At 43.3% G+C, this 23,779-nt stretch carries 25 protein-coding genes; 11 read left to right on the forward strand and 14 right to left on the reverse strand.

The window, feature by feature from the left end; genetic code table 11:
- The first annotated feature begins 3 nt into the window (after nt 1-3).
- The gene (locus sps_RS22710; protein WP_077754556.1) at nt 4-429 is read left to right on the forward strand and encodes a VOC family protein; all 426 of its coding nucleotides are present in this window, start codon (nt 4-6) and stop codon (nt 427-429) included.
- A gap of 92 nt (nt 430-521) precedes the next feature.
- Here the strand turns inward: sps_RS22710 and sps_RS22715 are convergent, their stop codons facing one another.
- Complete coding sequence (locus sps_RS22715; RefSeq protein WP_077754557.1) at nt 522-770, reverse strand: hypothetical protein; 249 nt, start codon at nt 768-770, stop codon at nt 522-524.
- A gap of 161 nt (nt 771-931) precedes the next feature.
- Nucleotides 932-1,225 (reverse strand): TehB-like domain-containing protein, encoded by a 294-nt coding sequence (locus sps_RS22720; protein ID WP_077754558.1) that lies wholly within the window; start codon nt 1,223-1,225, stop codon nt 932-934.
- A 144-nt stretch (nt 1,226-1,369) separates the two neighbouring features.
- On the opposite strand from sps_RS22720, the gene sps_RS22725 reads away from it, so the two are divergent.
- Entirely contained in the window at nt 1,370-1,843 is a 474-nt protein-coding gene (locus tag sps_RS22725) for a YcxB family protein (protein ID WP_077754559.1), read from the forward strand.
- Here sps_RS22725 and sps_RS22730 read toward each other — a convergent pair.
- Nucleotides 1,838-2,350 (reverse strand): GNAT family N-acetyltransferase, encoded by a 513-nt coding sequence (locus sps_RS22730; protein WP_418346687.1) that lies wholly within the window; start codon nt 2,348-2,350, stop codon nt 1,838-1,840. The two genes, sps_RS22725 and sps_RS22730, sit on opposite strands and share 6 nt — an antisense overlap.
- 280 nt (nt 2,351-2,630) lie before the next feature.
- Between sps_RS22730 and sps_RS22735 the strand changes: the two genes are divergently transcribed.
- The 3 genes from sps_RS22735 (at nt 2,631) to sps_RS22745 (ending at nt 6,937) form a co-directional block, all read left to right on the forward strand.
- Nucleotides 2,631-5,324, forward strand: a complete 2,694-nt coding sequence (locus sps_RS22735) for a PAS domain-containing hybrid sensor histidine kinase/response regulator (protein ID WP_237157922.1) — start codon at nt 2,631-2,633, stop codon at nt 5,322-5,324.
- Nucleotides 5,325-5,394: 70 nt separating this feature from the next.
- Entirely contained in the window at nt 5,395-5,742 is a 348-nt protein-coding gene (locus tag sps_RS22740) for an Hpt domain-containing protein (protein ID WP_077754562.1), read from the forward strand.
- Complete coding sequence (locus tag sps_RS22745; protein WP_077754563.1) at nt 5,732-6,937, forward strand: response regulator; 1,206 nt, start codon at nt 5,732-5,734, stop codon at nt 6,935-6,937. The genes sps_RS22740 and sps_RS22745 overlap by 11 nt, the downstream gene beginning before the upstream one ends.
- Before the next feature lie 68 nt (nt 6,938-7,005).
- On the opposite strand, the gene sps_RS22750 is transcribed toward sps_RS22745, so the two are convergent.
- The 3 genes from sps_RS22750 to sps_RS22760 all read right to left on the reverse strand — a co-directional run bounded on the left by sps_RS22750 (nt 7,006) and on the right by sps_RS22760 (nt 11,593).
- The gene (locus tag sps_RS22750) at nt 7,006-8,109 is read right to left on the reverse strand and encodes an ACP S-malonyltransferase (RefSeq protein WP_077754564.1); all 1,104 of its coding nucleotides are present in this window, start codon (nt 8,107-8,109) and stop codon (nt 7,006-7,008) included.
- Between the two features lies 1 nt (nt 8,110).
- Nucleotides 8,111-10,354, reverse strand: a complete 2,244-nt coding sequence (locus tag sps_RS22755; RefSeq protein WP_077754565.1) for a thiamine pyrophosphate-dependent enzyme — start codon at nt 10,352-10,354, stop codon at nt 8,111-8,113.
- A 63-nt stretch (nt 10,355-10,417) separates the two neighbouring features.
- Nucleotides 10,418-11,593, reverse strand: coding sequence for an acyl-CoA dehydrogenase (locus sps_RS22760; protein WP_077754566.1), 1,176 nt, complete (start codon nt 11,591-11,593; stop codon nt 10,418-10,420).
- Between the two features lie 163 nt (nt 11,594-11,756).
- Here sps_RS22760 and sps_RS22765 point away from each other — a divergent pair, with 163 nt between their 5' ends.
- From sps_RS22765 to sps_RS22785, 5 genes are all read left to right on the forward strand, one after another.
- Nucleotides 11,757-12,596 (forward strand): LysR family transcriptional regulator, encoded by an 840-nt coding sequence (locus sps_RS22765; protein ID WP_077754567.1) that lies wholly within the window; start codon nt 11,757-11,759, stop codon nt 12,594-12,596.
- A 206-nt stretch (nt 12,597-12,802) separates the two neighbouring features.
- Nucleotides 12,803-13,684 carry a MipA/OmpV family protein gene (locus sps_RS22770; protein ID WP_077754568.1) on the forward strand — a complete coding sequence of 294 codons (882 nt, stop codon included), beginning with the start codon at nt 12,803-12,805 and terminating at the stop codon, nt 13,682-13,684.
- Nucleotides 13,684-14,121: a DUF3019 domain-containing protein gene (locus tag sps_RS22775; RefSeq protein ID WP_077754569.1), complete on the forward strand. Its 438-nt coding sequence runs from the start codon at nt 13,684-13,686 to the stop codon at nt 14,119-14,121. Before sps_RS22770 ends, sps_RS22775 begins: the two co-directional genes overlap by 1 nt.
- Entirely contained in the window at nt 14,121-14,834 is a 714-nt protein-coding gene (locus sps_RS22780; protein WP_077754570.1) for a response regulator, read from the forward strand. The genes sps_RS22775 and sps_RS22780 overlap by 1 nt, the downstream gene beginning before the upstream one ends.
- Before the next feature lie 39 nt (nt 14,835-14,873).
- On the forward strand, nt 14,874-16,157 hold the full coding sequence (locus sps_RS22785; protein WP_077754571.1) for an ATP-binding protein: 1,284 nt from the start codon (nt 14,874-14,876) through the stop codon (nt 16,155-16,157).
- 10 nt (nt 16,158-16,167) lie between these two features.
- On the opposite strand, the gene sps_RS22790 is transcribed toward sps_RS22785, so the two are convergent.
- Nucleotides 16,168-16,479: a DUF1289 domain-containing protein gene (locus sps_RS22790; RefSeq protein ID WP_149027440.1), complete on the reverse strand. Its 312-nt coding sequence runs from the start codon at nt 16,477-16,479 to the stop codon at nt 16,168-16,170.
- Between the two features lie 169 nt (nt 16,480-16,648).
- Between sps_RS22790 and sps_RS22795 the strand changes: the two genes are divergently transcribed.
- Entirely contained in the window at nt 16,649-17,188 is a 540-nt protein-coding gene (locus tag sps_RS22795) for a DUF4136 domain-containing protein (RefSeq protein ID WP_077754573.1), read from the forward strand.
- Nucleotides 17,189-17,204: 16 nt separating this feature from the next.
- Here sps_RS22795 and sps_RS22800 read toward each other — a convergent pair whose 3' ends face one another.
- The 7 genes from sps_RS22800 to sps_RS22830 all read right to left on the reverse strand — a co-directional run bounded on the left by sps_RS22800 (nt 17,205) and on the right by sps_RS22830 (nt 23,717).
- A complete protein-coding gene (locus sps_RS22800; RefSeq protein WP_077754574.1) occupies nt 17,205-17,459 on the reverse strand; it encodes an energy transducer TonB in 255 nt (84 codons plus the stop codon).
- A gap of 97 nt (nt 17,460-17,556) precedes the next feature.
- Nucleotides 17,557-18,285, reverse strand: a complete 729-nt coding sequence (locus sps_RS22805; protein ID WP_218919607.1) for a substrate-binding periplasmic protein — start codon at nt 18,283-18,285, stop codon at nt 17,557-17,559.
- Nucleotides 18,286-18,433: 148 nt separating this feature from the next.
- On the reverse strand, nt 18,434-19,903 hold the full coding sequence (locus sps_RS22810; protein ID WP_077754575.1) for an AAA family ATPase: 1,470 nt from the start codon (nt 19,901-19,903) through the stop codon (nt 18,434-18,436).
- Between the two features lie 104 nt (nt 19,904-20,007).
- On the reverse strand, nt 20,008-21,144 hold the full coding sequence (locus tag sps_RS22815; RefSeq protein ID WP_077754576.1) for an HlyD family secretion protein: 1,137 nt from the start codon (nt 21,142-21,144) through the stop codon (nt 20,008-20,010).
- Nucleotide 21,145: 1 nt separating this feature from the next.
- Nucleotides 21,146-21,535, reverse strand: a complete 390-nt coding sequence (locus sps_RS22820; protein ID WP_077754577.1) for a DUF3302 domain-containing protein — start codon at nt 21,533-21,535, stop codon at nt 21,146-21,148.
- A gap of 550 nt (nt 21,536-22,085) precedes the next feature.
- Nucleotides 22,086-23,057 (reverse strand): D-2-hydroxyacid dehydrogenase, encoded by a 972-nt coding sequence (locus sps_RS22825; protein ID WP_077754578.1) that lies wholly within the window; start codon nt 23,055-23,057, stop codon nt 22,086-22,088.
- A 30-nt stretch (nt 23,058-23,087) separates the two neighbouring features.
- Complete coding sequence (locus tag sps_RS22830) at nt 23,088-23,717, reverse strand: outer membrane beta-barrel protein (RefSeq protein WP_077754579.1); 630 nt, start codon at nt 23,715-23,717, stop codon at nt 23,088-23,090.
- Between the last annotated feature and the right edge of the window lie 62 nt (nt 23,718-23,779).

The following is a 23,779-nucleotide window of genomic DNA, read 5'->3' on the forward strand; positions in this document are numbered from 1 at the left end:
GTTATGCTACATCTGGAACATTTAAATTTAGTCGTTGAAGATATCCCAACGACACTCAAATTCTATCGAGCAGCCTTTCCCCACTGGTCAGTACGTGGTGGCGGAGAAGGTACATGGCATGGAAAGCCCAGAAACTGGGTACATTTTGGTGATGATTACCAATATCTCACCTTCAATGATGATGGTGTTGGTCAAAACCGAGATCTCACGGGTCACCAGGTCGGCTTGGCTCACTTTGCCTTCGTAACCGATAATATTGATGCCGTGATCGAACGTCTGGCTCTGGCAGGATTTTTGGCTGATAAGGATGGCGCGATCGATGAATTTAAAAGAAATGTCTATTACCTAGATCCAAACGGCTATGAAGTAGAATTAGTGCAGTACCTAAGTGATATACCTTCACAAAGAAATCGATATGACGAAGCTTAGTAGCTGGAAATAGCGAGTAGAATTGTGGCCATATCCGATTAAAAAAGATACGGCCCCAATTAGGCGTTTGCCTGAGGAGGCTTACCTAGATATCACTTTAACCAGATAATTAATGCCAGTAAAACTAAGTAGAAGAAAAAACCTGAGATATAGGCAGAGAAAAAATCATTCCTCGCTAACCTTTTTTCATTACTGAACACACCAGGGACGAAAATAGGCTTCTGAATTCGTCCAAACGACACGACTCTTAACACCACGGCACCTGTCGTGTATAAAACGAAAGAAAGTAAAAAATCCCAGAAAAACCAGAAGAATAGTTCGGCTATGCTACCCATTAACATATCTTCTCCTTAATCCATTATCGACGAATATCCAATGTACCCGCTCTCCCTGTGAATGTCATGTTAAGATTTGTTAACTGAAGGTTTCCTAGCCAAATTAAACTGATTAAGACACTAAATAAAGCATAAGAGCTAAAAATAGACAGAAGCTATAACTGCTTCTACTTAGTATAGAAGGTCACTTCAAACTGAGTATCATCCGTTAAAGGTTCAATTTTGTGCCAATAATTAGGATGAGAAATAGCTGTTTCATCGGCTTTAATCAAAACCTCTTTTTCTGCTTGTAAAGGATTACCTTGGTAGCCGTAAAACCTCACCTTGCCCTGTAAAACATGGATCTGTTCGTAGATCCCAGTCTTAGTAAAATGGGGCTGTGCAAGACTTTCTGGGATAGAGCCTCTGGTAAAAACGCCACTCGACTTGTAACTCTTATAACCTTTAGGAACACACGACATTTTATGCCTCACCAGAAAAGAGCTTCACTCAGCTTACTTATTACATTAAGTCTAGCTTCATATATAGGGATCACCACAGATAGACCAAGAGATTTGAGCCGAGATACGGTAAACTCAGATTAAATTTGATAATAGCTTACTCCCATGAACTCCCCTTTCAGTTACACGACTCAGTATATTCTCGATAAACCCCATTTCAGTGAGTGTTTCGATGAGTCAGTCACAATAGACACCTCATGGCGCGCATACACCAAAGCAATTGGCTTCTTTTTCATCGGGATAGCCCTGTTGCTGACAGGCATGAATGCTTATGCTTCCTGGTTTGTTATCGGGCTGGGTGTATTGGAAGGCGGAAATGTGAAGTTTAAAAAGACATGGTGGTTGTGGCGGCAGATGATGAGCAAAGCAGCCGGAAATGAAGTGATGCTAACCATAGATGAGCAAGGAGTCAGCAGCCACTCTTTCTATGTTAAGAGTCAGATATTATGGACTGATGTCTCTGAAATAGTGACCACAGACAGGGGCTTCCTCATTAAGCATCCAACTGGCACCAGCTATGTCTCTAAACAAGTACTCGACGAGGCTGCATTAGCCTTTATATGCAGTAAAGCTTTATGATTCTTTTACATTTGCCATGATAAAGGCGTCAACATATTCTCCGCCTCTAAAGGCGTAATCTCTGGCTTCTCCCTCTATAATAAAGCCGTTACGCTTATAGAGAGCAATGGCTGCATGGTTATCGGTATAGACTTCAAGCTCGATTCTTCTTATCGCAAGCCAATTATGCGCGAGCTCCACCATGGCCTTAACCAGAGCTTCTCCTACTCCCAGCCCCTGATACTTCTCATCTACCGCCATTCCTATGTTGGCAACATGTTTACGCCTAGGATTTGACATCACTTCCATGCCTATTTGTCCCGCCACCACTCCATCAATAATTGCAACCAAGCTGTGAAAATTTTCCGGAAGATCACTGAGTCGTTTCTGCCAACGCTGCAAAGAGGGAAAAGGGTGTTGTAAGGTTCCGCTATAACATGAAGGTTGAGAATAGATATTCTTAATCGCTATTATGTCATCAATATCACTATGACGAATTTCACTGATATTACTTTTTCGTATATCCACCTTTGCCCCTTCAACTACCATCTAGTCATAAACTTCTACTCCATCTAATTTACACTGTTACTGCAATATTTAAATACGTTTTTAAGTCTCGCTTTGAAAAAGTGAGACTTATTGTTAATAGTTAATCTCATCTCTTACTCGGTGAGGCGAAAATATCTAAAAGTGCTACGCTTAATTCTATGGATAAAGTGCAGAAAGAGTACAAAAGGATATGTACCAACAACCTCCCGTGAATCTCATCCCTTTCCCTATTCTTGTTTGTAACAAACTGGGAGGAGTAATGGGGACAAATCGATGTTTTAGGCATACTTTTCAAGTTTCATCGAACAACTTCAATGAGATGATGGCTCACACTCTTTTTAACTTTTTTGATATAGGTCTCACCTCCTGCCAGCCACGTTTTTTGGAGCACCTCAATAACAGAGATAACTTTTTATCTTACCTAGTGATTAATACCAAAAAGTTCAGTGTTAGCGTCAATATTAACCTCAATCCTGAAAATCCAAACGAATTTTGGCTATTAGTTAATCCATGTTGTGAATCTCAGTTACGAACCAATTTAATAAAAAACAAATTACACAGATTAAATCACGCAATAAAGGGAGCGGATATAGGTACTTGGGAATATACACCTGAAACAGAGCTAAGTTACTTCTCTCTAAAACTAAAAGAACTTGTCGGCATAAAATCTGAAACTCAGCTTAGCTGGTGTCAATTTAAGGCCCTGGTAATAGAAGAAGACAGAGCAAACTTTGAGCAACTCAATAAACAGGAATATAAACCCGGCACTCGCCTCAACTTTGAATTTCGTATCTATAAAGCAGGTAAAACTTGCTGGTTCAAACTTAATAGCGAAGCATTTCTATCCGACGGAGAAAAATTCACCATCACAGGCTCTGTAATTGATTGCAGCGAAGAGAAAGAGAACATACTCGCCTTACGAAATGCCATAGAGTCTAAAAACTTAGCTCTGGAAGCTGGCAATATTGGCAACTGGCGAGCAGAGTTAGATGAAAATCAAGAATGGGCATGGGATTGGGACGAGAGGGCAAACGATATGTTTGCTCTACAAGCTTCAGATATAGGCCACCTTCAGAGGTGGGTTGATAGGCTTCACCCTGAAGATGCTAGTGCAGTGCTAGAGGCTGTACAACACTCTCTAAATACTGGAGAGAGTTTTAGCATGCAATACCGCACTATTTTACCCTCAGGTGAAATAAAATACATATTAGGAAAGGGCAAAGTCGGCCGAGATAAAATAAATAAAATATCTCGTATTGATGGAGTCTGCATCGATCAATCCCCCATATTCAAAGCACAAGAAGAGCTACAAGAAATCAATGATGAACTCGAAGCCAGAGTGAATTTACGTACCTTAGAGCTACAACAAGCAAAAGAGAGGGCCGAACAAGCTAACCAAACTAAAAGTGAGTTTCTTTCCATGATGAGTCATGAACTCAGAACCCCCATGAATGCGGTCATAGGCTCTTTAGACCTTTTAACTATCTCTAAGCAAAGTCCTGAGTCCACAGAGCTAATTGAAACAGCAGCGACATCGGCCAGCAATTTAATCACTATCTTAAATGACATTCTTGATATCACTAAAATTGAATCTGGTAAGTTGCAACTCGAAGAAAGAGATTATTCAATAGCCGATACCATAGATAATGTCGTAAAAATATTTCAGCCTGTGGCGATCAAGAAAGGAGTGATTCTTGTTGTTGAAGAAGATCCATCTATTCCACGATTTGTAGAAGGAGATGCACTAAGAGTTCGGCAGGTGCTATTTAACTTACTCGGTAATGCCATAAAATTTACCTCGAGTCTTGATGACACTATGGGAATGGTAAAATTAAAGTCAGAAATTATTGAACACAATAATATTGTGTTCCGCATTGCCTTTACCATTACCGATAATGGGATAGGAATAGATAAAGATACTCAAAAAAAGCTATTCACACCATTCACCCAAGCTCAGCGCTCTACGACCCGTAAATACGGTGGAACCGGATTAGGTCTGGCCATTTGCGGAAAACTGATTAACTTAATGGGCGGATTAATTGAGTTGTCCAGCACTCCTGGTGAAGGTTCATCTTTTAGAGTTGAGATCCCCTTCTGGCACTCTAAAAAAGCAGATGATAACTATCAATTATCAAGTTCTAAACTCGCACTCATTCAGCTTTGTGATCACGTAGAGCAGCGATCTAAAAATATAAGTAAGCACTTAATCGCTGAAAAAAGCAGAGTGGCTCACTATGACATTGCAGATATTAATTTAGCAATCAAAGAAAATGATGCTGTACTATTACTATGTTGTAATTTGGATGACTACCAACAGACCCTCCTCAATATATACCAAGACCATCAATTCGCTTCAAACTTAATCATAGGTGTTATGTCTTCACAAATAAGTCAGACCAGAAGACTTATGCCACAAAGTTTATTGGTATCAATCGATCCTATGACTCGCAGCCAGTTAGTCGCATCAATTAAAAAAGTCATAGATCAAGAAATATGCCTAGATCTTGATGAAATAGAAACCGATAACTTAATGGCGAGAATCAATAGTCCCACAAACAAAAATAAGCATGCAGATATCTTAGTTGTGGAAGATAACCCTTTGAATCAAAGATTGATCGCCAAACAATTAGCCGCTTTAGGTTACCTATGTGATCTGGCTGACGATGGTCTTCATGGCATAGAAAAATGGCAAGCCATAGACTATAAAATCATACTTACCGATTGCCATATGCCTAACCTAGACGGCTATCATATGACTAAGAAAATCAGAGATATTGAACAGCAACAACAAAAAAAAGCCATTCCGATCGTTGCGATAACAGGTGCCGCCATGAGTGGAGATGCTGAATATTGCTATTCTACTGGCATGAATGACTTTGTCAGTAAACCTATAATATTAAATGATTTAAAGAAAGTTATGAAGAAGTGGTACTTAGAAAACCAACAAGAATGAAGTTAACTATGAGCTTGCATTTTGTCCAAAGAATATTTTAAACATTGAAAATATGTAAGGAGCTTTAACTATGAACGAAGGGACTCGTCATATCTTAAATAGGAATATCATGATTGATCTCATTGGAGATGAGCCAGATCTCATTAAACAGTTTGAAATCGATTTTTTAAACCAAGCTAAAATCTCATTACAGAACATTGCCGATATGTATAACACGAGTCGATTGCATGAAATTAAAGAAGAGGCTCACTTTCTTAAGACCTCAGCCAAAGCCGTTGGCGCAGAACAAATATCTCATTTACTACAGGCATTAGAAGTATCAGGTTCAGAACACAATAAACCTGAATGCCGAGAACTTATTCTAAAAACGAAAGTAGCTCTGCAACAAATATATGGAGTGATAAGTAATGACAAATAAGGCCAAACTAGCCTGTCGCCAGCCTAAGGTGATCATGATTTATGAAAATGAAGATGACATTCTTGGGGCTGCAAGCATCATTGCCGATCAAGTCGATGAATATAGAACCGTAATGCTCAACAGCGAGATTGGCGATAAAATACAAATCATCAAGCCTTCGGTTCTCTTATTCGCTCTTGCCAACGTTCAACGCAGCATTGAACTCTATACTAAACTCATCAATGATCTGCATGTAGATTACCCTCACTACGGTATTTTGCTGTGTAAGAATCGAGAGTCTGGAGTCGCATTTCGATGCTGCATCAAGGGGTTGTTTGACAACTATTTCGTTTACCAACCTTTATACGAAAAGTTCCGATTAAAAATGATTGTCCATAACGGATTGCAAATCAGTCAGTCTGTAGAACAATATAAAGGATTCAATGAAGAACAATTTGAATTTATCGGAGAAGAATTAACCGCGTTAATCGATGCGGGTGGAGAATGTAAACAATCACTGCTGGACTCAATATCCAAATGTAAGCAACAGATGAAAAAGGCCGAAGCAAGCCTAATTGAAGAGAATAAACGAGCAAATATTTCCTCCAAAGCCCTAATAGAAAAAATGAATAAAACTCACATTGAGCCTTTACTTGCAGAACTAGAAAGCAATATCAAGATAGGCTTAGACGGTATGCTACAACAATTGCTGGCAAAACAGCTTGGGCTTAAAGACTTGGAAAATAGATCTTTAGAGATGAGCAGTATCAAAGCTTTGGATCCACAAATGATCTTAGAGGCTTTATCTCCAGAGGCCAGTCTCTCTGAAGAAACCATAGAGATTACTGATAACGCTAAACGTATTTTAGTTGTAGAAGACAACCAAATTTATCGAGAAATGCTTGTAAAAGTGCTGACTAAAGAAGCCTATCGAGTCGACGAGGCCGCCGATGGCTTGAGCGCGTTAACAAAGATTAGAAATAACCAATACTCACTCATCTTAATGGATCTTTTCATGCCTAATTTAGATGGCATTAATACCACAAAGCAGATTAAGACCATTAATGGTGGAGAAGAGGTCCCTGTTATAGCACTGACAGGAAACAAGAACAAAGAACTCATAAAAAAATGGGCTGAACAGGGATTGCAAGGCTATATTTTAAAACCTTCATCTAAGCACGAAATATTAGATGCCGTCAGTCGAACGGCAATTTAATACCAATCGATATAAATGTAAAATAACCCCTCGAGTTAACCACTTATTATTCGAGGGGCTAAGCTCATCTATTTAGCCGTGCATAAACTTCGCTGCTCATCATTCCCCATAGCCAGCATCTTAGGCGATGCTTGCTGATCTGCTGAGAACTCAACTTTATTCGACCAGCCGAACCAGTTTAAATCGATTAGCGCTTGCGCTGTCGGCCCACCTAAGGTGTTACCAGGGCCAAGCACAATAACCTTATCCGGGGCAAATTCTTTCACCGCCACCTGCACTGCCTTGGAAAAATCATAGGGCTTAGTAACCTGATCCCCTAAGGTGTATTCTCTTAGTTTCGAACAATCTGTGCCATAGGGCGTCCATATTCTGCCTTCTCCATCGATCAAAGGGATCTTTGGCTTAGAGAATAGATACTCAGCCAGTGAGGCAAAGCCTTTCTCAGACACTTGCTCTAACAAGGGAGAATGAAAAGCACCATGATTATATAAACGCATAGGATAGCGCTCTTCTATCTGGGGCAGCATCTCCTCGGCTCGTTTCAGCCCTGCTTCATTCCCCGCAAGTACCCGATAGCCACCTAGGTAAATAGAGGTGAAAAGTTCACAGCCATCTTCATCACAGATAGTCTCGATAATCCTGTCGATAAGAGAAGATATCTCAGTATCATGCCTCCACTGACTATCTATCTCGGGATAGATGAGTTGACCACCAATTAAGCCACCTTGCATCATAGATCCCATGGTATTAATCACATCGATGGCGGCATCGCCATCCAAAGCGCTGGCGCAGGCCAAAGCAATATACCAGCCCATGGAATTCCCGGTTACTGCAACCACTTCATAACGCTCGGTATCGATATCCATAAAGTCACATACTGAACAGGCATAGATGAGGGCAGAGGCATTTTCCCCTGGGGTATGCTGTTTAAAGGAGTACTTAGCCGCACCATCGATTTTAGCTATCCCCGTTTGCTTTAGATCCTCTCGGTATTGATCTATACCAGCAATAAATGCTTGTTTATCTGAGTGGAAACGTTTCAGATACCCTAACTCATCCTTGTTATAACAGCCGCGGCCAGGCGCAACGACCACGACTCTCTCCCTAGGCTTATTAACCACCTGATCGGCTTGATCGTTTGCCGCTGCTTGATTTTCCATATTCATAGTCATGTTACAAAGCCTCTTTAAGCAACTGATGATTGAGTTCTTTGCCAATCAAAGCCAAAGCCGCCTCTACGATGCTGTCTCTACTAGGTAGGGGCAAAGTTGCCGCATCGGCCAGTGGGATAAAACAATCTTCAGCTGTTAATCTGGCCAGTGGTGGGCATTCATTGCCTAGCGCTTCATGGAAACCTGAAATTATCGCCTCACTGATGGAGCCAGTTTTTCTACACTCATCGACAATCAGAATGTGATGACACTCCTTAGCACTGTTGATGATGGCTTGCATATTCAGCGGCGCTAACCAACGGATATCGAGTACACGCACATTGAGGCCCGTAGCCGCTAGCACTTTCTCAGCCTGACGGCTCAGATAGTAACCATTGGCATAACTGATAATGCACAGATCCATCCCCTCGCCATACTGAGCAATTTCTCCTAACGCGACAGGCTTAGCCTCTTGTTCCGGCAGATAATGGCTGGACCAGAGGCCATCATCCTTTTTGTGCAGATCTTTAGTCATATACAAGGCAATCGGTTCGAGGAAGATCACTACCCTCTGCTCTTCTCGGGCTAAGCGAACGCATTCTCTGAGCATCTCTACGGCATCATGACCGTTTGACGGACACGCAATGATGAGGCCGGGTATATCCCTGAAAACCGCGAAGGAGTTATCATTATGAAAATGGCCACCGAAGCCTTTCTGATAGGCCAGCCCCGCTATTCTAATCACCATAGGGTTGGTAAATTGCCCATCGGAGAAGAAAGGCAAGGTCGCCGCCTCACCTCTTATCTGATCTTCGGCATTGTGTACATAGGCCAAAAATTGGATCTCTGGGATTGGCAAAATACCGTTATGAGCCATGCCGATGGCGAGACCTAAAATAGAGGTTTCATCCAACAAGGTATTGATAACTCGGTTTGGGCTGAAGCGCTCAACCAGGCGTGAAGTCACATGATACACGCCCCCTTTTTTACCCACATCCTCACCGCACACGACAATATTGCTGTATCTGGCCATCAATTCTGTCAACGCTAGGTTGATCATCTTGCCCATATGTAGAGGTTTGATTAGGGATTGCTTATCCGCCTTTAACAAGATGCTTCTGCGCTCCTCCTCCAAGTAGGGTATAGACTCTAGCCTGCATTTAGGTGGAACAATAGCTTTCATAGCCTGGTTAACATCTCTGAGCTTAGGCCGTGTCACGGCGATGCGCGAAATGGCCTCGATACGCGCCTTGAGACTGAGATAGAGAGAGATTATCTGCTCGCTATTCATCACTCCCGCTTCAATGAGTTGCTGAGCCGATACCAATAAGGGGTCTTGAGATTCATTATCGAAGATCTGCTGTTTCTTCATATAAGCTATCTCGGCATCACTGCCGGCATGCCCCATTAGGCGGACAGCGCGAACGTGTAAAAACACAGGTTTACGATGAACACGAGCGAAGTCGGCCGCCTCCTTACTGATTTTATAACAGTCCAGAATATCCCTGCCGTCACAACAAAAATATTTAAGACCTGGCCTCTGGCTAAAATTAGCTGAGATCCAGCCCTTAGGAGTAGGCGTCGATATGCCGATACCATTGTCTTCACAGATAAAAACCAGAGGCATGGGCACTTGTTGGTACGCGGCCCAACAAGCCGAGTTAATCGCACTCTGGGCACTGGCATGATTTGCCGAAGCATCACCAAAATTACACAGCACTACGCTGTCAGTCGGCATATTCGATGCCAATGACAGGCGGTCGGTTAACGGAATACTTAAGGCTGCCCCTACGGCTTTGGGAAGATGAGAGGCTATGGTCGAGGTTTGCGGCGGAATATTGAGACGCTTACTGCCCAATACCTTATGACGGCCACCCGAGGTAGGATCGTCGCTGGATGCGGCAAATGAGAGCAAGATGTCGTATAGCAAGGTTTCCCCCGGGACTTGCCTGCCTCGCTCTAACATGAAGGCACAGCTGCGATAATGCAGGAACGCCATATCTGTAGGTCTAAAAGCCAGTCCATAGGCGGCATTTCCCTCATGGCCTGAGCTGCCTATGGTATAGAAGCCCTGATTGCGGCCCTTCATTTTCCTCGACTCCAAGTCCAATAAACGGCTCTTAAGCTGGGATTCGAACAAGCCAATAAAATCACTGTCAGTTAACCCTATCCTTTGATGGTTCCAACCTTCACCGATATCGCTAAATTCGAGCTTCTGCACACGCTCAAGGAAACGGCGATCCAATACCAGGGCTCTATCTTCCATAATCTACCTATAATCAAAGTTCCAAAGACAAAAAAGGAGCCTTAGGCTCCTTTTTATTTCTACTTATCCAAATGCCTGAATGCCTGTTTGCGCTCGACCTAAGATAAGTGCATGGATATCGTGAGTGCCCTCGTAGGTATTCACCGCCTCCAGATTCATAACATGACGTATGATATGGAACTCATCTGAGATGCCATTGCCACCATGCATATCCCGAGACATACGAGCTATATCTAACGCCTTGCCACAGGAATTTCGCTTTATCAGCGAGATAGCTTCAACAGGTAAGGCATCTTGATCCATCAGACGCCCCGCCTGTAAGCAGGCAAACAAGCCTAAGGTTATCTCAGTCTGCATATCGGCTAGTTTCTTTTGGATCAGCTGATTGGCAGCTAATGGACGATTAAACTGAATTCTGTCTAATGTATATTGACGTGCACCATGCCAACAGAACTCGGCGGCACCCAGCGCTCCCCAGGCGATTCCGTAGCGTGCCTTGTTCAGACAACCAAAAGGCCCCTTTAGCCCTTCGACATTAGGCATTAAAGCAGATTCAGGCACCTCAACATTGTCCATGACAATTTCGCCAGTGATGGAGGCTCTAAGTGAGAACTTGCCCTCAATCTTAGGCGCGCTTAACCCCTTCATGCCTTTTTCTAAGATGAAGCCCCTGATTTTTCCTTCTAGCTTAGCCCAGACAATAAACACATCGGCAATTGGGGAGTTAGTGATCCACATCTTGGCACCATTGAGACGATAGCCTCCATCGATACGTTCGGCGCGGGTCTTCATTCCTCCTGGATCGGAACCAACATCGGGCTCAGTCAGACCGAAACAGCCAATCCACTCCCCCTTTGCCAATTTAGGTAAATACTTGAGTCTCTGCTCTTCACTACCGTAAGCGTAGATAGGATGCATGACTAAGGAAGACTGCACACTCATGGCTGAACGATAACCACTGTCGACCCGTTCAATCTCACGAGCCACCAAACCATAGCTGACATAATTAACATTGGAGCAGTCATACTTTTCAGGCAAAGTTGCTCCCAGTAAACCTAGCTCTCCTAACTCATTCATGATCTCCCGATCGAAGTGCTCGTTTCGGTTGGCCATCAGCACCCTAGGCATAAGTTTTTCCTGGGCATAATCGTGAACACTGTCACGGATCATGCGTTCCTCTTCCGAGAGTAGGGCGTTAAACTGCAGGGGATCGGTCCAATCGAAATGCACTCTTGCCATGATATTATCCTTTGGGTTGTTACTGATTGCTGAAAATGGGTACTAGAGTCTACAAAATAACCATTTCCTAATTTTTCTAGCATAGGCATAATTAACCATTAGGAGAAATATTCTTTTTCTTTAGCATCTATAGGAAATACCTATATCTGACCTAGAGGTTAACGTGAATCTAAGATCGCTCAATTATTTTGTCGCCGTGGTAGAGAGAGGCAGTATTAGTGGTGCCGCCAAAGAGTGTTTTATCGCCCAACCCTCTATCTCGGCTGCGATATCGCAATTAGAGACCCAACTAGATACACAACTTTTCCATCGCCATGGAAAAGGTGTCAGTCCAACAGATTCGGGGCTTAGGCTTTATCCTCTGGCGCAGAAACTACTCAATGAATCTCAGGCCATCGAATCTCTATTCAAACAACCTCAACAACAGACTCCCTTTAGACTGGGGTTAATCCGCTCGTTAGGGGTTCATAGGATGAGTGAACTGCTGAAGGATTTTACCAATACCTGTGCCGATATGGAGTTAACACTTGTCGAAGCCAATGAAGATGCCGAAGCGAGAATTATAACCACCAGTGATTTGACCACAGGGGAAAACTTTTATCCTATCTGGCATGATGACTACCTGCTGGCTATCCCTTCCTCATTCAGCTTGAGTCTACAGACACAAATACGCCTACAGGATTTAGATCAGCAAGCCTTTATTCACCGTGCTCCCTGTGAGGCGTTGTCGAGTCTGCAACAATTAATGGATCTGGAAGGTATACAAGTACAGGTCAGAGCCAGAATTCAGACCGTCGAATACGCAGTTGGCTTAGTCGCTGCAGGCCTAGGTATCGCCTTAATACCGGCTCTCCCCGCGTTACTTGAGCAGCGAAATATTACCTTCAGACCACTTCAGGATATCGAACTGAAGCGAACTGTCGGATTAGCCCTACCTAGAGATGCCAGCTTAAATGAACAACAAATTCAATTACTAAAAATATGCGAACAGCCCAGACATTAAGCTAAAACACAAAACAAGAACACCTCAGCAACACTTAAATACCACGCAACACACAATCAAAAACAGAAAGACTACCCAGAGGAAACAATAGCATCCCGACTGTATCACTTTGCATCAAATGAAGTGAAAAACCTACCTAAAGCTAGCACAGGTGATACTCTGTTACTTAATATGTTAATTCTGTGATGAGTATATAAACGAGCAAGATGAAAAACCTAACAGTGCTCCTGCTAACTTGTATTTTGTTCCCTATTTCGTCATGGGCCGATACCGTTGACTCCTGCGGAAGTGAATACGAGTGTATCGAAATAGGCAGATGGGATATTGGCCTGGCACTAGGTTACGGCTCTCGCAGTAATCCTCTTAAAGATTATGATGATATACCTATCTATTTAGTACCCACTTTCGCTTATTACGGTGATTCCTGGTACTTCGATAATGGTAATATTGGTTATACATTAAGCGAAGATGAAAAGTACACCATCAATCTGACGACAAGTTTCAGTACAGATAGCGCCTTCTTTCATCGTTGGGATCCTTCTAACATCTTTCTTACAGGTACCAATAGATTCGAACCAAGTCCATTCTCTACACGAAATCAGCCGATGCTAATGAGTAATGAGCAAGGTGGACCAATACTCAATGAACTTGAGAGCCGCAATTTTACCTATCTCGGGGGAATTGAAGCCTACCTTTATACTCGGGCTGGCGTATTAAACTTCGAAGTAACCCATGATTTGCTGAATGTCCACCAAGGTACTGAGGCCAAGCTACAATGGCTGTACAACATAGCAGTAAAGGAATGGAGTTTTGAATTAGCGCTTGAATTTGATTGGAAGAGTAAAGAAGTTGTCGATTATTACTACGGTATCAGACCCTCAGAAAGTGTATTTTGGAGCGAAAACTATAAAGCTGAGTCTGCAATTAATACTAGTTTAAAGTTTACCAGTCATTATGTACTAACAGAGCATTGGAAATTGTTATTTCTAGCGCGATATACCCAGATTGCTGATGAAATAGTTGCAAGCCCTCTGCTTAATGAAGATTATACCAGTACCTTTTTTGTCGGCACTGCCTATAGGTTTTAATGCGAGTGTTAAATCAGGTATTAGTGTCATTATTTAGATTGTTACCCTTTGGAATACTCATACTCTCACTGTTGAGTGGCTTTGCCGTCGCAGAAGAAGAGGATGAAGATCAGGGTTCCATACTCAAACTTTCCCCAGAGTTTTGCATCACATCTGAAGATGAAAATGTATGCAAGCTCACTCTGGTGCTAGAATGGGAAAACGAATTTTTTAGACCCATCTGTATTTTGTCTGACTACAAAGAGATGGCAAAGTGGTGTGCCGAGTCAGCGGACACTCATTCATTAACATTAAACATCAGTGCAACTGATGATATTCAATTTGTTATGATTGATAAAGAAACACACCAAACATTAGCCGGAGTCAAACTAAAAGTCACACCGGCCGCTGAGCCTAAAGTACGACGACGCTACCGCAACCCATGGAGTTTATTCTAATGACCGACCCCCAATCTACCCATAGAGTATTACTGGTAGAGGATGATATTCGTCTTGCCAATTTGATTGTGGATTATTTAAAGTCGCATGGAATGCACGTTGAAGTCGAACGCCGAGGAGATACTGTATTAACTCGGTTGATCAACTACAAACCCGATATCATCTTGCTAGATATCATGTTGCCAGGGATGGACGGGCTTACACTGTGTGAAAAGCTACCCGATTACTTTGCAGGTCCTATCTTACTGATGAGTGCTCTTGGCTCTAACGAAGATCAGATCAAAGGTTTAGAGCTCGGCGCCGATGATTACGTGGTGAAACCTGTGGATCCGGCTCTGCTTATAGCCAGAATTAACAATTTATTGCGCCGCACGGCTAAGCCACCTAAAGTAGAGTCTCACTGTTTGAGTTTTGGCAAACTTAGCATCGACCCACACACTCAGGCTATTCGTCTGGGCGATATTGAGGTCGACTTAACTAGCCATGAATTTGAACTATTATGGTTGCTAGCCTCCCAAGCAGGTCAAGTATTAAGCCGCCAATATATCTACCAGTACCTACTCAATATCGATTTTGATGGTAAAGACAGAAAAATTGATGTGCGTATCTCCCGCTTAAGAAAGAAATTAGGAGATAATATTGAGACACCATTTAGAATCAAGACAGTTTGGGGCCAAGGCTATTTGTTTGCACCAGAAGCTTGGACTAGCTAAGTCTCTGCTAGCCGACAACTAATTTTACGGAACTAAAAGTTGAAACGACTTTTTATCAGCCTCTACCTATTGGTAAGCCTTAGCTTTTTAGGTATAGGCTGGACCCTAGACAGTATATGGCAAAATAGTGTCGAAGATAGCGGGGCAATGGATGCGCCGCTTATCGCTTTAGCACAACTTCTTGCTAAACTCCCAAATCAAGACCGTAAAGAATACCTGGAACAAATCGATCTCAATCCTGACTACCCGCTTAAACTTGTCGATGCGAGTCAAATCGCCATAGCTAAGTCAAGCCAGTTAACTTCCGATAGCATACTCGTCACTTCACAGGGCGATAATCACGAACTCCATTTTGTTAAAGTCGGGCAACAAATTTTGATTGCCGGCCCCATTGAGATAGATCCTAGGGCTCGCCTCAGGGGCTTGTTCACGCTATTTTTCTACCTATCTTTAGCCTTCGTCGCCTTGATATGGGTCTGGCCCCTGTCGAGAGATCTCAAGACTCTAAAGAGTGCTACCCGTGAGTTTGGTCAAGCAAAGTGGGATACGCAGATAGAGCTTTCACCTCGCTCTCAGGTATTACCCCTAGCGATAACCTTTAATGAAATGTCACAAAAGATCAGCACGCTCATCGAAAATCAAAAGCATTTATCCAATGCTGTCTCCCACGAGATACGCACCCCTCTGGCCAGGCTTAAATTTGCTTTAGCGCTAATGCCACAGTATTGCCAACCCGACTCTAGCGCAGAACGTAGAGATGAGTTTCTCGATGAGATGCAGCAAGATGTCAAAGAGATGGAGAACTTACTTCAAGAGCTACTCACCTATGCAAGCCTGGAGTCCAAACAGAAAGACATTCAGTTTGAGCAATGCGATCTCGAAGTACTCACAGAGCACACCATAGAAAAACTCACCAATTCCATCAGCGCCCCAATCGAATTTATCCAACCAACAAACAAACCAGTTTATATAATTGGCGATCCCCTTCTGATAGAAAGAGCCATACAAAACTTGATCACCAACGCACAACGATTTGGCCGTAAATCAATCAAGGTCAAAATTGAGCAAAGTGAGAAACAAGTAACTCTGTCAATCACAGATGATGGTCAAGGGATCCCTGTTGAAGATCAAGCTAAAATATTTGAACCTTTCTACCGCAGTCAATCGGTACAGAATGGGAATAAAGGCCACGGCCTAGGATTAGCGATAATCAAACGTATCATGGACAGACACGAAGGTAAGGTGACACTTGAAAGCACAGATGGCCATACCTGTTTTACCTTGTTCTGGCCGACGGCTGAATCAACAGGAAACATTCAATAGTATGTGTTCATCACTCTAGTGAAAAATCATCGAGATCGAACTTAGGTTCAGCTTCTTCATTGCTCCCAAAGTCTAGCATAGGGTTTATTTGGGCCTGCTCCTGAGTAAGCTGAGCTTTTTTTGCTTTGAGAATGGCAAGCTTTCTGCGACGTATACGCTGCTTACACAGACGTATCACATCAGTCTTCTTGGTATCAGAAAACTCAAGCCAATTAAAGCGCTCGTCTCGACTACGTAAACAGCCTTTACAGTATCCTCTGGCATCGGTTTGGCACACACCGATACAAGGACTTGGGATCTCAAAAAACTCTAGTTGTTCCATCATTGCGCTTATCGAGTGACACCTGCTAACAAGAGGGTTAGTTTAAACATAACTTATTTCCCCTAAGCAGGCTAATTTTCACACTAACGCCAATTAACATAAAATAAAATACCTTGCTTATAGAGCCGGTTAGTCTCAAATTGGAATAATTGTTTTTAGGAGAAGAAAAATGAAAATCCCAGCCCTCATCCTTGTTCTTATTTCTTGCTTGATGCTAAATGCCTGTACCAGTAAACCTAAGAGTGACTATGATATCGAATATGATTTTAGCCAGCTCAAGAGTTTCGAGACCTTTTCACCCTCCCAAACCGATGACCCATTAAGTTCATCACGCATCGAGGATTCAATCGCAGTTGCACTGACCAAGCAAGGGTTTGTGATGGCCCAACAGCAACCTGACTTTAAAATTACTTATTCCTTCAAGGTGGAAGATAAGCCAAAGGAATCCGGCCTATCTATAGGCTTAGGTACTGGCACTTGGGGCAGTAGCGGTGGGGTGAGTGTCGGCACGAGTGTTGGCGTCCCTATCGGAAGTGATACAGCTAGGATTCAAACCATACAAATAGATATTATCAATCCACAAACCAATAAGTTAATCTGGCGTGGAACAGATAAATTTAACTTCGATGCTGGCGGTGAAGAGAAGCTATCAGCAACTCAAGTCACAGTGACTAAGATTCTGTCTCAATTCCCGCCGCAAAAGCAGTAAACATCTGGGAATTAACTCAGCGCTCTGGAGGCAAGTTAAAACTCAGCGATACTGCATCACATGGCAACATCTCTCCCAGATAAACCCAGGTCGATAGGGCTGCAATGCCCGCTTGATCAAACACGCCTGTAGGAGATGATTCTAGCAGGGTTATATTGATAGGCTTTCCATCAGCAGATAGATCAAACTCCATTGATACATGCCCCTCCACTCCAAGCTTTTTAGCGTTAGCGGGATAAACGGGCTCGTGAACGATTTTTTTCCGTGCGATACGGTGATTATATGTGTAATGCTCAAATTGAGCCTAATAAAGAAAATCGATAAAAAACGAGCAAGAAGATACATTAAATAGAGGTTGGATATTCGAGTCAGAATCCGTGATATTTGAGTATTTGAGCTAACTCACCAGAATCAGATAACTGCTTTAATCCAGAGTTAAAGTCGGCAAGTAATTTGTGAGCTCCGGCTGCTTTTTTAGAAATCATTAAATATTGGTTTAGCACTTCGATAGGAGGTTCTACCCACTCGATTTCCCCCAGAAGCTCTTCCGTCATAAAGTGCCTCCCCAGGGCTTTATCAGTCAGAGCCAAATCGATACGCTTATATAGGAGCATGCGCAGGTTCTGTATGTCGGTATCCACCACAGACAGCTTTAAGTTAGCTTCACTAAAACCTGAGGGGTACCCATATCCTCGTACGACACCTATCTGATAGGGTTTGAGGTCATCGAAAGACTGTATACTAATGTCTTCCCCCTTACGTTTGTAGAAACCTATCTCATTGGGGGGAAGAGAGTCTGAAAACAGAAACCATTGCTCCCTTTCTTTTCTATGCCAGGCAGTAAACACTCCATCATAGATCCCCAATTTTGCATCTCTAAAAGCCCTAACCCAAGGCACCAACTCTAGTGTTACTTGATATCCGATTTTCTCATAAGACTTAGCGACTATTTCAGCCACTGGGCCACCATTTTCCAGCTCTGCGCCAATATAAGGTGGGTACTCGACATAAGCTAAGGTAACAGCCAGCTCGTCGGCAAAGCAAAGAGACAGGTGGCTGTACATAAGTAGTAAGGTGATTTTCAGGAGATATCGCATACTGACTTATACCACCTTAGATTCATAATATTACCGCCTGTCATTGAGCATCCCACATAGATAAAGTTTCAGAGAAAAAACCTGAGATCATCCTTACATCTACTTAAGTGTAGCCTACCTCATATTGGGAGCTTAATATGCCAAGCCACTACTTATGAGCATTGACGGTTCTCCCCGAAGCCCAATCTCTTAGTGCCTGTAACTTCTCACGCATCACCACAGATAATGGCCGGGTCTTCATTAATTCCTGGATCAAGAGTGCCTGATCGACCTCTGTCTCGATCGCTTTGCCACTATAAATTGCGGAGATAACAGCTTGTTCGATCTCGGCGCCAGAAAAGCCCTGGCTCGCTTTGGATAACTGTGCGAGATCTAATCTTGTAACATCCAGCCCACGACGCTTTGCATGGATAAGGAATATAGCCTGGCGCACCTCATCGTCAGGAAGATCAACGAAGAAAATCTCATCCATACGCCCCTTTCGCATCAACTCTGGAGGCAGTGCCGAAATATCATTCGCGGTTGCCACTAAGAAGACATCGGACTTTCTCTCCGCCATCCAGGTCAGGATAGTACCCAATATCCGTTTTGAGGTGCCATCGTCGCTACTGCCACTGCTGAGCCCTTTCTCAATCTCATCTATCCACAGTACGCAGGGAGACATCAAGTCCGCAAGTTCCAAGGCTGTACGCAGGTTCTTCTCTGTCTCACCTATGTACTTGTTATAAAGGGCTGACATATCCATCCTAAGCAAGGGCCTTTGCCACATTCCGGCCACAGCCTTTGCTGCCAAGCTCTTGCCACTCCCTTGCACACCGAGCAATAGAATACCCTTAGGCTGATCTTCCAAGGAGCTAGTCAGTGTCGTTGGTGCCCGCTGATTAAGCCACCCCTTAAGATTATGCAGGCCAGCTACCTGAGAGAAATCACTGGTGTCGTATTCAAATTGCAGCACACCTTCCATATCCAGTAGTTTGAACTTACCACGATTAACCATCTCCACATCAGAATGAGTAATGGCCCCATCATCCACTATAGCCTTATGGGCCAAACGTTTTGCATCATCGAAGGTGAGGCCGCGTAGATTCTTCGCCAACTGCGTAACCGCCGTATCATCGACAGTCAATATCATGCCTTCACTCTTTACTTGCTCCACCTGTTCATAGATCAAGTTTTGTAACTGCTCATTGTTAGGCAATGAGAGTCTGAAATGTGCGCAATACCTTTGGATCTCAGGTGGGATCTCGAAAGCATGACTCACCAAGACAATAGTATGCTTAAGCGATGCATACTCGAGCGCTATCTCTTTGAGTAAGCGTACATTTTTTGGAGCATTATCGACAAAAGGGTGAAAATCGCATAAGACATAAATACCTTGCTGTGATGTAGACTTTATCTGTCCTAAAATATCGGTAGGATCGCTGTTGAATTTCTGAGTGCCCATGGCACGATCGACCCGAGTCAAACCTTGAGTGATACTCCAGGTAAACAATGGCTGATAGAGGACTGCCGATACCCTTTTAAGCAAGTCTATAACGCGATATTCCTCATAGGTTTCGATGATTACTATGGGGGTGTTGGATCTTAATACTCCTGTCAGATCCCTGATATCTTGCATACTAACTCCTTCTTATTACGGCTAAACCTTAGGGAAAATGAAGTGAATAAAAAAGGGACACCCAGTCCCTTTTTTCACTCAAACTATTATTTATTCTTCAGTGCTTAATGGAACACGTAGTTCAGCCACCCCTGCATCCTCAATAACACCTTACGCATAATAGCCACATGGGAGAAGTGATCGGTATAGATAGCCGCTTGTCCCGCAACCCCCGCGGGGAAGCGATCCCTTACCTCATGGTCGTCTAGCTCTATCAAGACGATGACACGGCCACGCTGCATCAGGTGACGCGAAGAGATCAGCGCACCTGAAGACTGAATTTCACCTTCTGCCATTGCGGGTAAAATCTTAGAAACTTTGCCCTTAAATATTTGCCCAGGCGCACCGTCTAAAATAACCTCAGCCTCATCACCCTCTTTGAGTCTCAAGAGTGAATTTTGCCAAAAAGCACCGGCAAACAACTTCTGTTCATCGGGAATAAAACTCATCAAGGGGCGAAGTGGCATGGGCACAGCAACGATACCTGGGCGTAAAGCCATTTGTGTCACTATGCCATCGGCTGGCGCCCTGACTACTGTCATATCGAGGTCAAACTGAGCCTTCTCCAACTCTCCTTGGATGCCTGCAACCTTAGTATTAACACCATCGATATTTGATTCGAAGGCGAGACGTACTCTCAGCTCATCGGCTCTGACTGCGCTTAGCTGAGCCTCAGAAGAAAGATAAAGTTGACGCTTGTTATCCAGCTCAAGTTCGGTAAATGGCGAGTTTGCACCGCCCCTCTTCTTGCCCTTGGCATAACGATCATAGGCCGATTTAGTCCTATCCTTATCCGCTACGGCGCGTTCTACGCTGGCTGTTGCGGCTTTCCAGGCTGCTTCTAATTGTGGCACTTCCTGCTCAGCGGCAAGCAATGCGGCACGTTTCTGTTTAACAATAGCAGCAAAGGGAGTCGGATCTATTCTAAATAGCACCTCGCCTTTCTTAATCGGTGTATTAGGTTTGACCTCAACACTGGTTACTACACCTTTAACCGCGGGGTTTATTGGTGTCGTCACGAAGTATTCTTTCGCAAAAGGTGTATAAGGATGGTTATAGTTCATCAAGAGCACGAGCGCCCCAACGATGAAAATACCGCCAAGAATAGCCGTAGGCACGGTCCACTTATTGAGTGGGATTTTGAAAATTTTAAATATAGCTATACAGATAGCGGTATAAGTAAGAATGAGTAACAGATCCATCTTATGCCTCCTTGCCATTAGTTGAAGCTGCAACAGCTTGTTCATTGGGCTTAATTGAGCCTTGCTCTATGGACTGCAATCGGATCTCTAATTGAGCAACTGTCTTATTAAGCTGCTTCACTTCATCCTCTAATGCTAACTCTCGCTGCATCACATTATTAAATCCCCAGCCCCTGTCCTCCCGATATAAGGTTGCCCAAATCCACAAAAATGGCCAGATGGCATGTAAGGTAAACAAGCTTACCCAACCAGCAATATGCAGTGCATCTTGTTGTGGATGATTACGCTCTTTGGCAATCTCATAGGGAATATCATGAATGACTATGATTCCGTAAAACAGAAAAATAGCGACGAAGAAGATCACGCCCAAAGCAAAATAGTCTAAAAACACCTTAGCTCCTTATATCTAATTATTACCCTTAATAAAGTAATGTTTAGATCGTTATTTTTATTAGTTAAAGCCCAACACACGCAAAAAACATTCTCTCAACATTCCCTTATCAATACCAGCTTATTTTACCGCTTCATTTTTGTTGACTTTTTCTCGACACGCTGGATATATCCTAGCTCTCGCATCATCAGCCATAGCTGTAATATGCTCTAAAAATGACAGTAAGATGTTAAGAATAATGTACCTGATGTCTTAAAATGATGATGAAACTTAAATGCCCACAATGAGAGGCATACCAGACTAGAACGGTGCACGATAAGCCTCCAAACTGCCGACTTAAATCAGGACGGGACTGACACAATAAAAAGGCCTGAAAGCTTTCACTTTCAGGCCTTATGGCACTATAAAATACCAATCGGTATAAGCATTAATTTCCCGCAGAGCTTTTTCAGCTTCGCCTACTACAATGAGTTTTCCGGTTTTGTCATCAAGATTATTAAAGAGCCATAAGAAACATAAATTTGAGATTAAATAGATCTCGCTATTATCTTTAGCTCACTTGGTTTTCGAACTTACCAAGCTCACTTTGCTCACCAGATAAAAAATGACTCAGGTTATTGGTGGCAATATCAAGTAACTTCTGCCTAGCTTCTATGGTTGCCCAGGAATTATGGGGGCTAATTGAAATATTCTTTGCGCTGAGTAAAGGATTAGTTGGCATTGGCGGCTCACTCGAGAGTACATCGACCCCAGCGGCAGTAATCCTTCCCTCTTCTAAAGCCTGTGCAAGGGCAGTTTCATCAATGAGTCCACCGCGAGCCGTGTTGATTAATATGGCACTCGGTTTCATCTGCTGTAGCGTTTTATCATTAATCAGCTTGTCGGTGCTTCCAGATAAGGGACAGTGTAATGACACAATATCGGCCATAGTAAACAGCGGCTCTCGCTCACACCATTCTACTCCTACAGGCAGACTAGCATTTTGAGAACGGGTATTGACCAGAACCGTCATGCCAAAAGCTAATCCAATATTCGCCACTTGTTGGCCAATAGCGCCATAACCTATCAAACCTAAGATTTTACCCTTGAGTGATTGCAGTGGAGACAGGGTGAAACAAAAATCATCACACTTAGACCAAGCTCCATCTACTACCGCGTTATGGTGGCTACTGACTTTTTGGGTATGATGCAAGATATGAGCAAATACCATCTGGGCAACTGCATCAGGGGCATAGGCTGGCACATTGGTCACCACTATGCCTTGCTGACTTGCTGCATCGAGATCAACAACATTCGTCCCGGTTGCCAATACCCCGATATATTTAAGCTTGGGCAGCGAGGCCAGTACATTGCTATCGAGCACAGTCTTGTTAGTAAATAGGATCTCGGCATCTGCTGCTCGAGAAATGACTAACTCGTCATCAGTTCTGTCATAACAATCTAATTCACCAAATTGCTCAAGGCCTTCCCAACTAAGATCACCTGGATTAAGGGTAAAACTGTCCAGTACGACAAGCTTCATAGCACACTCCGAACTAATAAAAACGATTGATTAGAAAGTTAACTTTACACCTGCGTTAACTTGTCCTTGCCACATAATATCGGCATGAATATTCCATATGCACTGGCCACCATTACAAAACAGGGCGTTATCACTACTGATGAACGTGGCATATCCCCTAGCATCGGCAAACAGTGAAACAGCGGGAGTCACTTCGTACTCGAGTCCGGCACCAAACCCCATGGAAAAGCGTGACTCATTGGAATAGTCACCACTGGGCCTCATATTAGTCATCCCCACACTCGCGGTAACATAAGGCTTTAAGTTACCGTTAGGAAAGAATAGCGATCCACCGATATGGAAGTAATCGACAGTCAAATCGGTTATTGAGTCCGGGCTAAAATTACCACCAGTTCGCAGATCTGTACTCTGACTACTATAGAGAAAATAGATATTACCGGGATCTTTGGTGGTGACTCCAAACATCACACCGTAGTTAGCGGATTCGGCAATTTTGACACTCCCCTGTTCACTAGTATCTGTCTTAGTCACATCAAATTCGCTAGCTGCAAAGTTATAACCAGCAAAAGGGGCGACAAAAACTTCGGCCGATGCAGATACAGTAAACAAGGCACTTGTGCCGACCCAAGCCGTGAGCAGTAACTGAGTATACTTTTTCATCTTCATTCCCTTTTGTTGTTATTTTCTCATCACACCATAAATCCATTTAACCCAAACCGAAA

It is taken from the genome of Shewanella psychrophila, from assembly GCF_002005305.1.
In the GTDB taxonomy this organism is placed as follows: Bacteria; Pseudomonadota; Gammaproteobacteria; order Enterobacterales; family Shewanellaceae; genus Shewanella; species Shewanella psychrophila.

Excerpts from the sequence above, each read along its gene's own strand:
- sps_RS22710 (WP_077754556.1), top strand. The coding sequence starts at position 4 with ATGCTACATCTGGAACATTTAAATTTAGTCGTTGAAGATATCCCAACG.
- sps_RS22715 (WP_077754557.1), bottom strand. The coding sequence starts at position 770 with ATGTTAATGGGTAGCATAGCCGAACTATTCTTCTGGTTTTTCTGGGAT.
- sps_RS22720 (WP_077754558.1), bottom strand. The coding sequence starts at position 1,225 with ATGTCGTGTGTTCCTAAAGGTTATAAGAGTTACAAGTCGAGTGGCGTT.
- sps_RS22725 (WP_077754559.1), top strand. The coding sequence starts at position 1,370 with ATGAACTCCCCTTTCAGTTACACGACTCAGTATATTCTCGATAAACCC.
- sps_RS22735 (WP_237157922.1), top strand. The coding sequence starts at position 2,631 with ATGGGGACAAATCGATGTTTTAGGCATACTTTTCAAGTTTCATCGAAC.
- sps_RS22740 (WP_077754562.1), top strand. The coding sequence starts at position 5,395 with ATGAACGAAGGGACTCGTCATATCTTAAATAGGAATATCATGATTGAT.
- sps_RS22745 (WP_077754563.1), top strand. The coding sequence starts at position 5,732 with ATGACAAATAAGGCCAAACTAGCCTGTCGCCAGCCTAAGGTGATCATG.
- sps_RS22750 (WP_077754564.1), bottom strand. The coding sequence starts at position 8,109 with ATGACTATGAATATGGAAAATCAAGCAGCGGCAAACGATCAAGCCGAT.
- sps_RS22755 (WP_077754565.1), bottom strand. The coding sequence starts at position 10,354 with ATGGAAGATAGAGCCCTGGTATTGGATCGCCGTTTCCTTGAGCGTGTG.
- sps_RS22760 (WP_077754566.1), bottom strand. The coding sequence starts at position 11,593 with ATGGCAAGAGTGCATTTCGATTGGACCGATCCCCTGCAGTTTAACGCC.
- sps_RS22770 (WP_077754568.1), top strand. The coding sequence starts at position 12,803 with ATGAAAAACCTAACAGTGCTCCTGCTAACTTGTATTTTGTTCCCTATT.
- sps_RS22775 (WP_077754569.1), top strand. The coding sequence starts at position 13,684 with ATGCGAGTGTTAAATCAGGTATTAGTGTCATTATTTAGATTGTTACCC.
- sps_RS22780 (WP_077754570.1), top strand. The coding sequence starts at position 14,121 with ATGACCGACCCCCAATCTACCCATAGAGTATTACTGGTAGAGGATGAT.
- sps_RS22790 (WP_149027440.1), bottom strand. The coding sequence starts at position 16,479 with ATGGAACAACTAGAGTTTTTTGAGATCCCAAGTCCTTGTATCGGTGTG.
- sps_RS22795 (WP_077754573.1), top strand. The coding sequence starts at position 16,649 with ATGAAAATCCCAGCCCTCATCCTTGTTCTTATTTCTTGCTTGATGCTA.
- sps_RS22805 (WP_218919607.1), bottom strand. The coding sequence starts at position 18,285 with ATGCGATATCTCCTGAAAATCACCTTACTACTTATGTACAGCCACCTG.
- sps_RS22810 (WP_077754575.1), bottom strand. The coding sequence starts at position 19,903 with ATGCAAGATATCAGGGATCTGACAGGAGTATTAAGATCCAACACCCCC.
- sps_RS22815 (WP_077754576.1), bottom strand. The coding sequence starts at position 21,144 with ATGGATCTGTTACTCATTCTTACTTATACCGCTATCTGTATAGCTATA.
- sps_RS22825 (WP_077754578.1), bottom strand. The coding sequence starts at position 23,057 with ATGAAGCTTGTCGTACTGGACAGTTTTACCCTTAATCCAGGTGATCTT.
- sps_RS22830 (WP_077754579.1), bottom strand. The coding sequence starts at position 23,717 with ATGAAAAAGTATACTCAGTTACTGCTCACGGCTTGGGTCGGCACAAGT.